This is a genomic window from Stappia indica (genome assembly GCF_020177335.1).
Taxonomy (GTDB): Bacteria; Pseudomonadota; Alphaproteobacteria; order Rhizobiales; family Stappiaceae; genus Stappia; species Stappia indica_B.
Genome location: NZ_JAIVMG010000006.1, coordinates 125,223 through 139,678, shown reverse-complemented (window position 1 = coordinate 139,678; position 14,456 = coordinate 125,223). Strand labels below are relative to the sequence as shown.

Annotated in this window: 15 protein-coding genes; 6 read left to right on the top strand and 9 right to left on the bottom strand. The window is 67.0% G+C overall.

The annotated features are described in order from the left end of the window. Nucleotides 1–129: 129 nt before the first annotated feature. The 4 genes from LC062_RS10265 to paaG form a co-directional block, all read right to left on the bottom strand. The gene (locus LC062_RS10265; RefSeq protein WP_224910938.1) at nt 130–729 is read right to left on the bottom strand and encodes a TetR/AcrR family transcriptional regulator; all 600 of its coding nucleotides are present in this window, start codon (nt 727–729) and stop codon (nt 130–132) included. A gap of 143 nt (nt 730–872) precedes the next feature. Continuing rightward, on the bottom strand, nt 873–2,183 hold the full coding sequence (paaK, locus tag LC062_RS10260; RefSeq protein ID WP_224910937.1) for a phenylacetate--CoA ligase PaaK: 1,311 nt from the start codon (nt 2,181–2,183) through the stop codon (nt 873–875). A 35-nt stretch (nt 2,184–2,218) separates the two neighbouring features. Continuing rightward, entirely contained in the window at nt 2,219–2,638 is a 420-nt protein-coding gene (gene paaI, locus LC062_RS10255; protein ID WP_224911033.1) for a hydroxyphenylacetyl-CoA thioesterase PaaI, read from the bottom strand. A gap of 56 nt (nt 2,639–2,694) precedes the next feature. Next, nucleotides 2,695–3,543 (bottom strand): 2-(1,2-epoxy-1,2-dihydrophenyl)acetyl-CoA isomerase PaaG, encoded by an 849-nt coding sequence (paaG, locus tag LC062_RS10250; RefSeq protein ID WP_224910936.1) that lies wholly within the window; start codon nt 3,541–3,543, stop codon nt 2,695–2,697. A gap of 219 nt (nt 3,544–3,762) precedes the next feature. Between paaG and paaN the strand changes: the two genes are divergently transcribed. The 6 genes from paaN to LC062_RS10220 all read left to right on the top strand — a co-directional run bounded on the left by paaN (nt 3,763) and on the right by LC062_RS10220 (nt 10,115). After that, on the top strand, nt 3,763–5,424 hold the full coding sequence (gene paaN, locus LC062_RS10245; protein WP_224910935.1) for a phenylacetic acid degradation protein PaaN: 1,662 nt from the start codon (nt 3,763–3,765) through the stop codon (nt 5,422–5,424). Between the two features lie 100 nt (nt 5,425–5,524). Continuing rightward, nucleotides 5,525–6,658: an ABC transporter substrate-binding protein gene (locus tag LC062_RS10240; protein WP_404829706.1), complete on the top strand. Its 1,134-nt coding sequence runs from the start codon at nt 5,525–5,527 to the stop codon at nt 6,656–6,658. A 143-nt stretch (nt 6,659–6,801) separates the two neighbouring features. Next, complete coding sequence (locus LC062_RS10235; protein WP_181759900.1) at nt 6,802–7,674, top strand: branched-chain amino acid ABC transporter permease; 873 nt, start codon at nt 6,802–6,804, stop codon at nt 7,672–7,674. 2 nt (nt 7,675–7,676) lie between these two features. Continuing rightward, nucleotides 7,677–8,621, top strand: coding sequence for a branched-chain amino acid ABC transporter permease (locus LC062_RS10230; protein ID WP_224910934.1), 945 nt, complete (start codon nt 7,677–7,679; stop codon nt 8,619–8,621). Beyond that, nucleotides 8,618–9,406, top strand: coding sequence for an ABC transporter ATP-binding protein (locus LC062_RS10225; RefSeq protein WP_224910933.1), 789 nt, complete (start codon nt 8,618–8,620; stop codon nt 9,404–9,406). The genes LC062_RS10230 and LC062_RS10225 overlap by 4 nt, the downstream gene beginning before the upstream one ends. Further along, nucleotides 9,372–10,115 (top strand): ABC transporter ATP-binding protein, encoded by a 744-nt coding sequence (locus LC062_RS10220; protein ID WP_404829703.1) that lies wholly within the window; start codon nt 9,372–9,374, stop codon nt 10,113–10,115. Before LC062_RS10225 ends, LC062_RS10220 begins: the two co-directional genes overlap by 35 nt. Nucleotides 10,116–10,528: 413 nt before the next feature. On the opposite strand, the gene paaE is transcribed toward LC062_RS10220, so the two are convergent. The 5 genes from paaE to paaA form a co-directional block, all read right to left on the bottom strand. Further along, complete coding sequence (paaE, locus tag LC062_RS10215) at nt 10,529–11,608, bottom strand: 1,2-phenylacetyl-CoA epoxidase subunit PaaE (protein ID WP_224910931.1); 1,080 nt, start codon at nt 11,606–11,608, stop codon at nt 10,529–10,531. A 46-nt stretch (nt 11,609–11,654) separates the two neighbouring features. Then, nucleotides 11,655–12,182, bottom strand: a complete 528-nt coding sequence (paaD, locus tag LC062_RS10210; RefSeq protein WP_224910930.1) for a 1,2-phenylacetyl-CoA epoxidase subunit PaaD — start codon at nt 12,180–12,182, stop codon at nt 11,655–11,657. A 4-nt stretch (nt 12,183–12,186) separates the two neighbouring features. Further along, nucleotides 12,187–12,939, bottom strand: coding sequence for a 1,2-phenylacetyl-CoA epoxidase subunit PaaC (gene paaC / locus LC062_RS10205; RefSeq protein ID WP_224910929.1), 753 nt, complete (start codon nt 12,937–12,939; stop codon nt 12,187–12,189). A 9-nt stretch (nt 12,940–12,948) separates the two neighbouring features. Further along, nucleotides 12,949–13,236, bottom strand: coding sequence for a 1,2-phenylacetyl-CoA epoxidase subunit PaaB (paaB, locus tag LC062_RS10200; RefSeq protein ID WP_181759893.1), 288 nt, complete (start codon nt 13,234–13,236; stop codon nt 12,949–12,951). A 76-nt stretch (nt 13,237–13,312) separates the two neighbouring features. Next, nucleotides 13,313–14,314, bottom strand: coding sequence for a 1,2-phenylacetyl-CoA epoxidase subunit PaaA (gene paaA, locus LC062_RS10195; protein ID WP_224910928.1), 1,002 nt, complete (start codon nt 14,312–14,314; stop codon nt 13,313–13,315). Nucleotides 14,315–14,456 lie beyond the last annotated feature (142 nt).

The window sequence follows — 14,456 nt, the reverse complement described above, 5'->3', positions numbered from 1 at the left end:
CGGTCCAGTCATCCAGTCCAGTCATCCAGTCCGGTCGGCCTCAACTCTGGCGAGAGGCACCCGGCGCAGGGCGCGATCCGGATTTTTTGGCGGAAAACCGTTTGCGCGCCCGATGCGTGGGCTCTCGCCCTACCCGGCGAGGCTGCGGGCGCCGTCGAGAATCAGCCGGGTGGCGATGCGCGCATAGTCCTCGCGGCTGACCGCCCCCCCCTCGCGGAACCACATGTAGTGCCAGTTGACCATGCCGAAGAGGCTCATGGTCACCGGCTTTAACAACTCCGATCCGCCGCCCAGCGCCGGCACCGCATCGGCCAGCGCGGCAGCGAACATCTTGACCAGTTGCCGCTCCCGCTCCTTCAGCTCTTCCTGCTGCTCGGGCGGCAGCCGCTTCATCTCGTTGATCTGGATCTTGTGTTCGGCATTGGCGTCACGATAGGCGTCGAGCAGCGCCCCGACGCAGGCCTCCAGCCGCGCCTCACCGGGCGCCGCCGGTGCCGCGGCCTCCTCCACCGCCGCGTTCAGCTCGTCGAGATGGTCGCGGATGATGTCGAACAGCAGGGCGTCCTTGTTGGCGTAGTAGTGGTACAGCAACGCCTTGGAAACACCGCATCCTTGCGCGATCTGGTTCATCGACGCGCGGTCGAACCCATGCTCGGCGAACAGCGCCGCCGAGGTCTTCAGGATCGCCTTGCGCTTGTCGTCGTAGTCGTCCGCGCGCGGTCGCGCCATGTTCGTCTCCGTCAAGGAAAGCGGGAGCGGAAAGCACCGCACCCGCCCGGGTCAGTCTTGTCTTGCGGCGCCCCCTGAAAAGGGGCCGGACCAGAGCCCCAACAGGCACCTGGGTCGGCTCGCGAACCGACGTCCGCGCCGTCCTAGCTCTTGGGCCGGTTGTCGATCACGCGCCGCGCCTTGCCCATCGAACGCTCCACCCCGCCGGGATCGGCGACATGCACGCGGGCGCTGATGCCGATCACGTTTTTCAGGTGCGCCCGCAGCTCCGCGGCGGCGGCGGCCCGGTGCGCATCATCGGCATGGGAGGGAAGCGCTTCGACGTGGACGGTCATTTCGTCCATCCGCCCCTCGCGTGTCAATTCCACGAGGTAATGGGGCGCCAGCGCCGGAACCCGCAGAAGTTGTTCCTCGATCTGCGTCGGGAACACATTGACCCCGCGCAGGATCATCATGTCGTCCGACCGGCCGGTCACCTTTTCCATGCGGCGCATGCTGCGCGCGGTCCCCGGCAGCAGCCGGGTCAGGTCGCGGGTGCGATAGCGGATGACCGGCATGGCCTCCTTGGTCAGCGAGGTGAAGACCAGTTCGCCAATCTCGCCATCGGCCAGCACCTCGCCGGTGTTGGGATCGATGATTTCGGGATAGAAATGATCCTCCCAGATATGCAAGCCGTCCTTGGTCTCCACGCATTCGCTGGCAACCCCCGGCCCCATCACCTCCGACAGGCCGTAGATATCGACGGCGTGCATGTCGAACGCCTCTTCGATCTCCTCGCGCATGGAGTTGGTCCAGGGCTCGGCGCCGAAGACCCCCACCTTCAGCGGCGACTTGCGCGGATCGAGACCACGCGAGCGGTATTCATCGAGAATCGCCAGCATGTAGGACGGGGTCACCATGATGATGTCCGGGCGGAAATCCTCGATCAGCGTCACCTGCCGCTCGGTCATGCCGCCGGACATGGGGATGACCGTCAGCCCAAGCTCCTCCGCGCCGTAATGGGCGCCGAGACCGCCGGTGAACAGGCCATAGCCATAGGCCACGTGGCATTTCATGCCCGGGCGCCCGCCGGCAGCCCGAATCGAGCGGGCAACCACACTCGCCCAGACCTTGAGATCGCTGCGGGTATAGCCCACCACCGTCGGCTTGCCGGTGGTGCCGGACGAGGCATGAACCCGCGCCACCTGCTCTTGCGGCACGGCAAACAGGCCGAAGGGATAGTTGTCACGCAGGGTCTGCTTGGTGGCGAAGGGGAACTTCGACAGATCCGAAAGCGTCTTGAGGTCGTCCGGATGAACGCCCGCCGCGTCGAAGCTCTGGCGGTAATGGGCGACATTGTCATAGGCATGGCGCAGCGACCATTTCAGCCGGGCGAGCTGGAGATCGGCGATTTCCTCGCGCGAGGCGGTTTCGATCGGATCGAGATCGCCCGGACGCGGCGACAGGTTGAGCATAGGTATCCTCCCGGTAAAAGCTTGGCCTGAGCGGCCTATTTCGAATCCTGAACGGCCGCTGCCATCGCCGCCTCCGGCACCAGCGTGCCGGCGATGGTGCGCGAATTGCCGCGAAATTCTGCGATGGTCTCGCCCTGCTGGTTGGCCACGGTCACGTCGGTGATCCCGGACCGGCCCTCCCGCCAGCGTTCATGTGCGGTCGCCGTCAGCCGGTCGCCCAGCCGGGCCGGCCGCAGGAACGAGACGGCGCAATGGCTGGCCACGGTGTTCTGGTTGTGGCTGTTGCAGGCAAAGGCGAAGGCGCTGTCGGCCAGGGTGAAGACGAAGCCGCCGTGGCAGATGCCATGGCCGTTGACCATGGTCTCGGTCACCGTCATCGCCAGCACCGCATGGCCGGGGCCGACCTCGACAATCTCCATGCCGAGCCCCTGGCTCGCCTTGTCCTCCGCCCACATGGCATCGGCGCAGGCCCGGGCGAGCGCCGCCGGATCTCCGGCGGCCCCGGTCGCGCTCACGCCCCTTCTCCTTGCGGCGTCTCTCCTTGCGGCGGCAGGCCGCTGAAGGCCGGCGGACGCTTGGCCATGAAGGCCGAAACCCCTTCCGCGTAGTCGGGCGAACGCCCGGCGCGCCCCTGCATCTCCCGCTCAAGATCGAGCTGCTGGTCCAGCGTGTTGTCGCCGGCCGCCTCGATCGCCTGCTTGATCAACCCAAGACCAAAGGTCGGCGCCGCCGCCATCTGGGCGGCCAGCGCGCGGGCCTGGTCCATCAGCTCCGCATCCGGCACCGCCTTCCAGATCATCCCCCACGCCTCCGCCTGGGCCGCCGGAACCGGAACGGCGAGCATCGTCAGCGCCTTGGCCCGGGCAAGGCCGACCAGATGCGGCAGGCTCCAGGTGCCGCCGCAATCCGGAACGAGCCCGATCTTGGAAAACGCCTGAATGAACTTCGCGCTTTCCGCCGCCAGCACGATGTCGCAGGCCAGCGCGATATTGGCGCCCGCCCCGGCGGCCACCCCGTTGACGGCGGCGATCACCGGCTTGGGTAGCGCCTTCAGCCGCCGGATCAGCGGATTGTAATGGGTGCCGATGGTCTCGCGCAGATCGGGCGGCGGACCATCGCCGGACATGTTCCGGTCGCCAAGGTCCTGGCCGGCGCAGAAGCCGCGCCCGGCGCCGGTCAGAAGCACGGCGCGGATTCCTGCGTCGGTTTCGGCGATGGTCAGCGCGCCGCGCAGCGCCTCCTGCATCGCATCGTTGAAGGAATTCAGCTTGTCCGGCCGGTTCAGCGTGATGACCAGAACCCCGCCGTCGCGCTCCACCAGCACCGACGCCTCCGAAGCAACCGTCTTTGCCTCGCTCATACCCACTCCCCCTTTTGCCGCGGCCACATCGGAAAGCCTCCTCGCCTTCCGCCTGCGCCGGCGCATCCGGCCAGCGCCGGCTGCATTTTTTACTTGACTGACCAACCGGTCGGTTAATTATTATGATCGTCAATCAGGCGCTGTCAATCGTGGCGCCGCACTCAAATCACCCGGCCCGGCAGGGACCGGCGGATGGCGCAGCAGCGCGGGGAGAATGATATGGCCGGCTTTTTCGACAAGCACAGGGAAACCCTCGACAAGGCCGTCACGGCGATCCGTGAGCGGGGCTTCTGGTCGGCCTATCCAGAAATGCCGTCCGGCAAGATCTATGGCGAGACCGCAAAGGCCGATGGCGAGGCCGCCTTCAAGGCGATGCTCGGCAAGCCGTTTGAGCTGGACCAGCCGACGACCGGCGGGCGCGTCGGTCATGAAATCAGCCCCTTCGGCCCGGATCTCGCCATCACCTACCCCGAGGCAACTCCGGACATGCTGGTAGAGGCCGCCAAAACGGCGATGGCCAGCTGGGGCGCGGCGAGCCCGGAGGAGCGGGTCGGCGTCTGCCTGGAGATCCTCGCCCGCATCAACGCCCAGAGCTTCCTCTTTGCCAATGCGGTGATGCACACCTCCGGCCAGGCCTTCATGATGGCCTTCCAGGCCGGCGGCCCGCACGCCCAGGACCGGGGCCTTGAGGCCATTGCCTATGCCTATGACGAGATGAGCCGGGTGCCGGGCGTGGTGCGCTGGGAAAAGCCGCAAGGCCCGAAGGACCCGATCGTCCTCGACAAGCGCTTCCGCATCATTCCGCGCGGGCCGGCGCTGGTGATCGGCTGCGCCACCTTCCCCACCTGGAACAGCTATCCGGGCCTGTTCGCCAGCCTGGCCACCGGCAACCCCGTGATCGTCAAGCCGCATCCCGGCGCGATCCTGCCGCTGGCCCTGACCGTGCGGATCGGCCGTGAGGTTCTGGCCGAAGCCGGGTTCGACCCGAACGTGCTGTTGCTCGCCGCCGACACAGTCGAGGCGCCGATCGCCAAGGAGCTGGTCACCCATTCCGGCATCGCCATCATCGACTACACCGGCTCGCCCGCCTTCGGCACCTGGATCCGGGAAAACGCCGGCGGCCGGCCGGTCTACACCGAGGAGGCCGGGGTCAACTCGATCGTCGTCACCGGCACGGATTCCTTGCGTGGCATGGTCGGCAACATCGCCTTTTCCCTGTCGCTCTATTCCGGGCAGATGTGCACCGCGCCGCAGAACATCTACGTGCCGCGCGGCGGTATCGACACCGATGAGGGCCACAAGTCCTTCGACGAGATCGCCGGCGCGCTGGCAACCGCCGTCGACAAGCTGCTGTCCGACCCGCAGCGCGCCGCCGGTGTGCTCGGCGCGGTGCAGAATGAGGCAACGCTGGCCCGCGTCGCCGATGCGCGCGGGCTCGGCAAGGTGCTGCGCGACAGCGGACCGGTGGAGGGCATGGAGGAGGCCCGCTCCGCCACGCCGCTGATCCTGGCCGTCGATGCCGCCGACGAAAGCGCCTATCTGGAGGAACGCTTCGGCCCGGTGAGCTTCGTCATCGCCACCGATGGGGCGGAGGACGCGATTGTCCGTGCCGCCGCTTCGGCTCGCAGCCGGGGCGCCATCACCGCCGCGCTCTATGCCACCGACGAAGCGGTGATCGACCGGGCGGCGGATGCCTTCGCCGAGGCCGGTGTCAGCCTCTCGGTCAACCTGACCGGCGGCGTCTTCGTCAACCAGAGCGCGGCCTTTTCCGACTACCACGTGACCGGCGCCAATCCGGCGGGCAATGCCTGCCTGTGCGACAGCGCCTTCGTCGCCAATCGCTTCCGGGTGGCCACCGTGCGCCGTCCGGTAGCGGCCTGACCCGGGGCCAGAGGGCAGGACTAAAAACGAGACGTACAACGAAACTGGCAACAAGACTGGCTAAATGGGAGGAGAAACCATGACGAACCTGATGACACGGATGGGACTGGCGGCGCTCTTTGCCGGCGCCGCCGCGATGGCGAGCCCGGCGAGCGCCGCCGACACGATCAAGATCGGCTCTTCGCTGGCGATCACCGGCCCCGCCTCGTTCCTGGGCGATCCGGAAGCCAAGACGCTGGAGCTTTACGTCAAGAAGATCAACGAGGCCGGCGGCGTCAACGGCAAGCAGCTGGAACTGGTCGTCTATGACGATGGCGCCAACGCCAACAACGCCCGGACCTTTGCCACCCGCCTCGTGGAGGACGACGGCATCGTGGCGATGATCGGCGGATCGAGCACCGGCGCGACCATGGCGATGATCCCGGTGTTCGAGGACGCGGGCATTCCGTTCATCTCGCTCGCCGGCGCGGTGGTGATCGTCGATCCGGTCAAGCCCTTCGTGTTCAAGACCCCGCATACCGACAAGATGGCCTGCGAGAAGATCTTCGAGGACATGAAAGCCAAGGGCATCGCCAAGGTCGGCATGATTTCCGGCACCGGCGGCTTCGGCAAGTCCATGCACGGCCAGTGCCTTGGCGTTGCCGGCAACTACGGCATCGAGATCGTCGCCGACGAGACCTATGGTCCGAAGGATTCGGACATGACGCCGCAGCTCACCAACATCAAGAGCGCGCCGGGCCTGCAGGCGGTGGTCAACCCGGGCTTCGGCCAGGGGCCGGCCATCGTCACCCGCAACTTCAAGCAGCTCGGCTTCGACGTGCCGCTCTACCAGAGCCATGGCGTGGCCTCGAAGTCCTTCATCGAGCTGGCCGGCGATGCGGCCGAGGGGGTGCGCCTGCCCGCCTCCGCGCTTCTGGTGGCCGAAAAGCTGCCGGATGACGACCCGCAGAAGGCGGTCGTGACCAGCTACAAGGCGGCCTATGAGGAAGCCACCGGCCAGCCGGTCTCGACCTTCGGCGGCCACGCCTATGACGGGCTGATGATGCTGGTGGAAGCGATGCAGCGCGCCGGCTCGGAGGATCCTCAGGCGATCCGTGATGAGCTGGAAAAGACCAGCGGCTTCATGGGCACCGCCGGCGTCGTCAACATGTCGCCGAGCGACCATCTCGGTCTCGACCTCACCGCCTTCCGGATGCTGGAAATCCGCGACGGCGACTGGGTCCTGGCCGACTAAGCTCCCGGGGCTTCCCCCGCGCATTGCCGACGCCGTCCGGAGCTGATCCGGGCGGCGCCGGGTGCGGGAGCCGCCCTCCTGGATGGTCCCTGTCGCGGCACCGGCGCGTTATCGCCGCCGCCGCATGATCGGCGAAGAAACCCATGCCCGATTTTCTGCAGTTTTGTGTCTCCGGCCTGACAGTCGGCGCGGTCTACGCGCTGGTCGCGCTCGGCTTCACCATCATCTACAACGCCTCGGACGTGGTGAACTTCGCGCAAGGCGAGTTCGTCATGATCGGCGGCATGACCACGGTGTTCATCACCGCCGCCGGCGTGCCGCTGCACTTCGCCATTCCGGCGGCGATCCTCGCCGCCATGGTGATCGGCCTGTTGCTGCACCGGCTCGCCATCGAGCCGGCGCGCGGCGCCTCCGCCGTCACCCTGATCATCATCACCATCGGCGCCTCGATCTTCCTGCGCGGCGGTGCCCAGATCGTCTTCGACAAGCAGTTCCATTCGCTGCCCGCCTTCTCCGGTGACACGCCGGTGATGATCGGCGGCGCGGCGGTGCTGCCGCAAAGCTTCTGGGTGCTGGGCGGCGCGGCGGTGATCGTCGCTCTTCTGTGGTTCTTCTTCAACCGCACCCTGCTCGGCAAGGCGGTGCTGGCCACCGCCGCCAACCGGCTGGCCGCGCGGCTGGTCGGGATCAACACCTCCTTCGTCGTCGGCTTCTCCTTTGTGCTCTCGGCGGCCATCGGCGCCATCGCCGGCATTCTCGTCGCGCCGATCACCCTGACCAGCTACGACATCGGCGCCCTGCTGGCGCTCAAGGGCTTCGCCGCGGCGATGCTCGGCGGCATGGGCAACCCGCTCGGCGCCATCGTCGGCGGTCTGGCCGTCGGCCTGCTGGAAGCGCTCGGCGCCGGCTACATCTCCTCCACCTACAAGGACGCGATTGCCTTCATCGTCATTCTCGCGGTGCTGTTCGTCCTGCCCGGCGGCTTCTTCGGCCGCGCCAGCACGGAGCGGGTCTGACCATGCGCGCGCTTCTTGCCCACCGTCTCGCCGCGCCGGTCGCCATTGCGCTGATCGTCGTCGCCCTCGCCTTCATTCTGCCCTCCAACTTCTACCTGCGGGTCGCCGCGCTGGTGTGGATCTCTGCCCTGGCGGTGATCGGCCTCAACCTTTTGATGGGCTTCGCCGGTCAGGTCAGCCTCGGCCATGCCGGGTTCTTCGGTCTCGGCGCCTATGCGGTCGCCGTGCTGCCGGCGCAGTTTTCCCTGCATCCGCTGCTGGCGCTCTTGGCCGGGGCGCTGGTTTGCGGCCTGATCGCCTTTGTCGTCGGCCGGCCGATCCTGCGCCTCAAGGGCCACTACCTCGCGGTCGCCACCCTCGGTTTCGGCATCCTGATCGCCATGGCGATTGCCAATGAAAGCTGGCTCACCGGCGGCCCCGACGGCATGCCGGTGTCGCGCCTGACCCTGTTCGGCTGGCGTGTGCGCGGGGCAAGCACCTGGTACTGGATCACTGGCGCGCTGCTGGTGCTCGGCGCCTGGCTGGCGGTCAACCTAGTGGCCAGCCCCACCGGGCGGGCGCTGCGGGCGCTGCACGATTCCGAAGTGGCGGCCCGGGTCGCCGGCGTTGACGTCGCCCATTACAAGCTGATCGTCTTCGTCATTTCCGCCGTCTACGCCTCGGTCGCCGGCTCGGCCCTGGCGCTGGTCAACGGCTTCGTCACCCCCGACAGCGCCAATTTCATCCACTCCATCGAGCTGGTGACCATGGTGGTGCTCGGCGGCATGGGCTCGGTGTTCGGCTCGCTGGTCGGCGCGGCGATCCTCGTCGTGCTGCCGCAGGTGCTCACCACCTTCCATGACTATGAACACCTGCTGCTCGGCCTGATGATGATGGTGATCATGATCGTTCTGCGCAGCGGCATCGTCCCCAGCCTTGCCGCCCTGATCCGGAGGACCCGGCCATGAGCATTCTCAAGGTCGAGGAGATCGGCATCGCCTTCGGCGGCGTCAAGGCGGTCGACAATGTCTCCTTTTCAGTCGAGGCCGGCACGGTGTTCTCGATCATCGGCCCGAACGGCGCCGGCAAGACCACCCTGTTCAACCTCATCTCCGGCGTCTACCGTCCACGGCGTGGCCGGGTGATCCTGCAAGGCCAGGACGTCACCGGCCTGGAGCCGAACCGGCTCGCCCGCTGCGGTCTGTCGCGCACCTTCCAGAACCTGCAGGTGTTCTTCCGCATGACCGCGCTGGAAAACGTGATGGTCGGTCGTCACCTGAAGGAACGGCGCGGACTGCTGGCGCATCTTCTGGCGCTGCCCTCCACCGCCCGGCAGAACCGGGAAAGCGCCGAGATCGCCAGGCAACTGCTGGAGCGGGTCGGGCTCTCCGACTATGCGGAGACCCCGGCCAGCGCCATGCCCTATGGCGCGCTGAAACGGCTGGAGATCGCCCGCGCGCTGGCCGCCGAGCCGCAGGTGCTGCTGCTCGATGAGCCGGCCGCCGGCTGCAACCCGGTGGAGACGGAAGAGATCGAAACCCTGATCCGCAGGATTGCCGATGAGGGCATGACGGTGGTGCTGGTGGAACATGACATGAAGCTGGTGATGCGGATTTCCGACCGGGTGCATGTGCTCGAACAGGGCCAGACCCTGACGGAAGGACGCGCGGACGAGGTTCGCGCCAACCCCAAGGTGATCGAGGCCTATCTCGGCACCCATGGCACCCGGGAGGCCTCCCTTGCGCTCGGATGATCCCCTTCTGAAAATCGAGGGGCTGCGCTCCGGCTATGGCCGGATCGAAGCCCTGCACGGGGTCTCGCTGGAGGTGCGCCCCGGCGAGGTGGTGGCGCTGGTCGGCGGCAATGGCGCCGGCAAGACCACCCTGCTGCGGGCCATCTCCGGCGTGCAGCCGATCACCGCCGGTGGGGTCCGGTTCTCCGGCACGGATCTCACCCGCACCAGCGCCCATGCCCGGGTCAAGGCCGGCATCGCCCAGGTGCCGGAGGGGCGGCAGATCTTCTCGCCGCTATCGATCGAGGACAATCTGCGGCTCGGCGCTTACCTGCGCAAGGATGCGGAAATCGCCGCCGATCTTGAGCGGGTCTACGCCCTGTTCCCGGTGCTGAAGGAGCGGCGGAAGAACCCGGCCGGCGGCCTCTCCGGCGGCCAGCAGCAGATGCTGGCCATCGGCCGGGCGATGATGAGCCGGCCCAGGCTGTTGTTGCTCGATGAGCCCTCCATGGGGCTGGCGCCGGTGCTGGTCGATCAAGTGTTCACCATCATCGCCCGCCTGCGCGAGGAAGAGGCGGTGACGGTGTTCCTGGTGGAGCAGAACGCCTTCGCCGCCCTGTCGATCGCCGACCGGGGCTACGTCATCGAGACTGGCGAGATCGCCATGACCGGCAGCGGCCGCGAGCTCCTGACCGACGAGCGGGTGCGCGAGGCTTATCTCGGGGTCTGAATCACCTTGCGAACAAACCGGGCGAAGTCATTGATGTGACTCCGCTCCCGCCAAGCGCGCACTGAAACCCGAACACCTCCAGCAGGGGAGAAATCGACAGGCCATGTCTCCCCGATCCCGGGTCGTGCTGGCGCTTGCCCGGGAGGACGCGGAGTGTGCGGGAATGTCGGGAGCGCGACAACCGAGGCCACAAAAACGGGCGTCCTCCCGGCCCCCGAGCCGGGACCGGGGAGCCGAGAGCAGAGCGCGTCCAGCCTCATCGGAACCGACGCGCCAACGTTTCCAGCGCAGGAAATCGACAGGCCGTGCCTCGCCGATCCCGGGTCGCGCTGGCGCTTGCCCGGGAGGACGCCCCCGCAGAGGAACATGTGTGGGGCAAGGGCGCCCGGTTTGGGAACGCCCGCCCCCTCGCCTCACATGGCGTCGTAGTCGAGCACCACCTTGTCGGTGACCGGGCGCGACTGGCAGGTCAGCACGAAACCGGCCTCCACCTCCCAGGGCTCCAGCGAATAGTTCACCGCCATATCCACCTCGCCGGTGACGACCTTGGCCCGGCAGGTGCAGCACATGCCGCCCTTGCAGGAGAACGGCGCCTCCACCCCGGCGCGGATCGCCGCGTCGACGATGGTCTCGCCGGCGGCCACCGGCACGCTGACCCGCGCCCCGTCGATCACCAGTTCGGCGCTGGCCGCATGATCGATATCCGCATCCGCGTGGGCCGGCTTGGGGGCATGGGCCGGGGAGCCGTCGGCGGGGGTGAAGAACTCCCGGTGAATGCGGGCCGGATCGACCCCGAGCCCAGCCAGCACCGCACCGGCGGTCTCGATCATCTCGCCCGGACCGCACAGGAACACCCCATCGGCCTCCGCCGCCGGAACCACATGGGTCAGCAGCGGCGTGAGCTTGTCCGCATCGAGCCGGCCAGACAGCATCTCCACATCCTGGGTCTCGCGCGACAGCACATGGAAGATGCCGAGGCGGCCCGGGAACAGGTCCTTGAGATCCTCGATTTCCTCTTTGAAGATAATGCTTTGCGCCGTCTTGTTGCCATAGAGCAGGAAAAACTCGCTCTCCGGCTCGCGGGCCAGCACCGTGCGGATCATTCCCAGCACCGGGGTGATGCCGGAGCCGGCGGCAATCGCCACCAGCATCCGCCCGCCACCTTCATACGCTGGCAGCAGGAAACGGCCCGACGGGGTCATCACGTCGATCTCGTCGCCGGCGCGGATGTTCTCGTTGGCATAGGCGGAGAATGCGCCGCCCTCCACCTTCTTCACCGCGACCCGCAATTCGCCGTCATCCTCGCCGGCGCAGATCGAATAGGAGCGACGCACGTCGGCCCCATCGATGGTGGCGCGCAGGGTCAGATACTGGCCGGCGGAAAAGCGGTAGCTTTCGCGCAAACTCTCCGGCACCTCGAACGAAATCGAGACGGCATCGGCGGTCTCCCGCTTCACTTCCCTGACCTTCAGCGCATGAAATCGCGGCGACATGCGGGGCTCCTCCCTCGGTCGGCGGACACAGTGGTCCGGGCCGATATCAGTGACACTTGAAATAATCGAACGGTTCGGCGCAGGCGCGGCAGCGCCACAGCGCCTTGCAGGCCGTCGAGCCGAATTCGGAAACCTTCTCCGTCTCCAGCGAACCGCAGCGCGGACAGGCGACCTGGTCGTCGCCGAACAGCGCCCGGCGCGAGGCCTTGCCCGCCGGTGGGGCGATGCCATAGGCCCTCAGCTTCTCGCGCGCCTCCGCGCTCAGCCAGTCGGTGGTCCAGGCCGGTGACAGCACCGTGTTGATGCGCACGGAGGAAAACCCCGCCGCCAAGAGCGCCGTCTCGATGTCCATGGTGAACACCGCCATCGCCGGACAGCCGGTGTAGGTCGGGGTGATGTCGACCTCGACAACGCCGCCCTCCCGCACCCGCACATCGCGCAGGACGCCAAGGTCGGCGATGGTCAGCACCGGAACCTCCGGATCGGGCACCTGGCCGGCCACCTCCAGCGCCCGCAGCCGCTGCTCTTCCAGCGCCAGCGCCTGCACCGTGTCGGTATCCCCTGCCGCGCTCATGATCTCACCAGTTCCGGCCCGGATAGGCCCGCTGCATGTATTGCATCTCCGACAAAAGGTGGCCGAAGCTTTCCGAATGGCGCCCGTCGCGGCCGCCGGTCTGCATCCAGCCTTGCGCCGGCAGGGTCAGCGTCGCTTCCTCCAGCACCCGGCTGAGGGTCGCAAGCCAGCCCGCGCGCAAGCCTTGCGGATCGACCGCAATGCCGGCCGCCACCAGCTGTGACACGGTATCGTCCGCCTCGAACAGCTCGCCGGTGTAGGGCCACAGAAGGTCGATCGCCTCCTGCATCCGCCGCTGGCTTTCCGCCGTGCCATCGCCGAGCCGGATCGTCCATTCGCTGGCATGGCGCAGGTGATAGGCCGCCTCCTTTTCCGCCTTGGCGGCAATCGCCGCCAGCGTCGCGTCGCTGGAGCCGGTCAGCTTCTCCCAGAACGGCAGCATGAAGGCGGAGAAGAACAACTGGCGGGCGATGGTCTGGGCGAAATCGCCATTCGGCTGCTCCACCAGCAGGCAGTTGCGGAAGGCCCGCTCGACCCGCAGGAAGCAGAGCTGATCCTCGTCCCGGCCCTTGCCCTCCACCTCGGCGGCATAGCTGTAGAGCGCCCGCGCCTGGCCCACATGATCGAGCGCCACATTGGCCAGGCCGATATCCTCCTCCAGCGTCGGCGCGTGACCGCACCACTCGCCAAGACGCTGACTGAGGATCGCCGCGTCATCGGCGAGCCGCAGCACATAGGTGAAAAGCGCATCCGTCATGGCCCGTCCTCACATGTTGCCGACGTCTTCGGGGATCTCGTAGAAGGTCGGATGCCGATAGATCTTCGAGGCGGTCGGCTCGAACAGCATCCCCTTCTCGGACGGGTCGGAGGCGATGATCTCCGCCGAGGGCACGACCCAGATCGACAGCCCCTCGCCGCGCCGGGTGTAGACATCGCGCGCCGCCTGCAGCGCCATTTCCGCATCCGCCGCATGCACCGAGCCGCAATGGCGGTGGGCCATGCCCGTGCGCGAGCGAATGAAGACTTCCCAAAGCGGGGTGGTTTTCTCGGTCATGCTGCTCTCCCTCCGGCGCCTCCGCGCCGCAAATCCTGAACTGTCCTCTGGTCCGAACGCTGACGTTATCCGGCGGCTATTCGGCGGCGACCTGCGCCGCCGCGCGCCGGGCGGCCCGCTTTTCCGCATGGGCCAGCGCCGCCTCGCGCACCCAGGCGCCGGCCTCATGCGCCTTCTGCCGGGCGGTCAGCCGCTCCCGGTTGCACGGGCCATCGCCGGCGATCACCCGGGAGAACTCGTCCCAGTCGATCTCGCCAAAGGTCCAGTGACCGCTCTCCGCATCGAAGGCGAGCTTCTCGTCGGGGATCGTCAGCCCGAGGAAATGCGCCTGCGGCACGGTGGCATCGACGAATTTCTGCCGCAGCTCGTCATTGGTGAAGCGCTTGATCTTCCAGGCCATCGACTGAGCCGAATGGGTGGAGTGAGTGTCGGACGGACCGAACATCATCAGCGACGGCCACCACCAGCGGTCAAGCGCGTCCTGCACCATCGCCTTCTGCTCCTCGGAAGAGCGGCACATCTCCAAAAGCAGCTCATAGCCCTGGCGCTGATGGAAGCTCTCCTCCTTGCACACCCGGATCATCGCCCGCGCATACGGCCCGAAGGAACAGCGGCACAGCGGGATCTGGTTCATGATCGCCGCCCCGTCGACCAGCCAGCCGATGGCGCCGATATCGGCCCAGGTCAGGGTCGGATAATTGAAGATGGAGGAGTATTTCGCCCGGCCGGACAACAGCTGCTCGGTCAGTTCCTCGCGCGAGACGCCAAGGGTTTCCGCCGCCGAATAGAGGTAGAGACCGTGCCCGCCCTCATCCTGCACCTTGGCCAGCAACGCCGCCTTGCGCTTCAGGGTCGGCGCGCGGCTGATCCAGTTACCCTCCGGCAACATGCCGACGATCTCCGAATGGGCATGCTGGGAAATCTGCCGCACCAATGTCTTGCGATAGGCCGCCGGCATCCAGTCGTTCGGCTCGATCTTCTCTTCCGCATCGATCCGCGCCTGAAACGCGGCGAGACGCTCCGCATCCTCCGGTGCAGATGTCTCGGTCTCACGCGCATTGAGTGCCTGGGTGTACATCTTGGCTCTTCCTCCTCGACCCCGCCTCACCACGGTCGCTCCCCGCCTGCCGGGCGCTGTCTGGAACGATTATAAGTGACAGCAATTTTATTCTTCAATCATTTTCTGTCACACATTGCGCCGCAATGCGGCAAGTCCTTGA

Bases quoted from the DNA above. Each gene is read 5' to 3' on its own strand.
- LC062_RS10265 (WP_224910938.1), bottom strand. From the start codon at position 729: ATGGCGCGACCGCGCGCGGACGACTACGACGACAAGCGCAAGGCGATC.
- paaK (WP_224910937.1), bottom strand. From the start codon at position 2,183: ATGCTCAACCTGTCGCCGCGTCCGGGCGATCTCGATCCGATCGAAACC.
- paaI (WP_224911033.1), bottom strand. From the start codon at position 2,638: ATGTGGGCGGAGGACAAGGCGAGCCAGGGGCTCGGCATGGAGATTGTC.
- paaG (WP_224910936.1), bottom strand. From the start codon at position 3,543: ATGAGCGAGGCAAAGACGGTTGCTTCGGAGGCGTCGGTGCTGGTGGAG.
- paaN (WP_224910935.1), top strand. From the start codon at position 3,763: ATGGCCGGCTTTTTCGACAAGCACAGGGAAACCCTCGACAAGGCCGTC.
- LC062_RS10240 (WP_404829706.1), top strand. From the start codon at position 5,525: ATGGGACTGGCGGCGCTCTTTGCCGGCGCCGCCGCGATGGCGAGCCCG.
- LC062_RS10235 (WP_181759900.1), top strand. From the start codon at position 6,802: ATGCCCGATTTTCTGCAGTTTTGTGTCTCCGGCCTGACAGTCGGCGCG.
- LC062_RS10230 (WP_224910934.1), top strand. From the start codon at position 7,677: ATGCGCGCGCTTCTTGCCCACCGTCTCGCCGCGCCGGTCGCCATTGCG.
- LC062_RS10225 (WP_224910933.1), top strand. From the start codon at position 8,618: ATGAGCATTCTCAAGGTCGAGGAGATCGGCATCGCCTTCGGCGGCGTC.
- LC062_RS10220 (WP_404829703.1), top strand. From the start codon at position 9,372: ATGGCACCCGGGAGGCCTCCCTTGCGCTCGGATGATCCCCTTCTGAAA.
- paaE (WP_224910931.1), bottom strand. From the start codon at position 11,608: ATGTCGCCGCGATTTCATGCGCTGAAGGTCAGGGAAGTGAAGCGGGAG.
- paaD (WP_224910930.1), bottom strand. From the start codon at position 12,182: ATGAGCGCGGCAGGGGATACCGACACGGTGCAGGCGCTGGCGCTGGAA.
- paaC (WP_224910929.1), bottom strand. From the start codon at position 12,939: ATGACGGATGCGCTTTTCACCTATGTGCTGCGGCTCGCCGATGACGCG.
- paaB (WP_181759893.1), bottom strand. From the start codon at position 13,236: ATGACCGAGAAAACCACCCCGCTTTGGGAAGTCTTCATTCGCTCGCGC.
- paaA (WP_224910928.1), bottom strand. From the start codon at position 14,314: ATGTACACCCAGGCACTCAATGCGCGTGAGACCGAGACATCTGCACCG.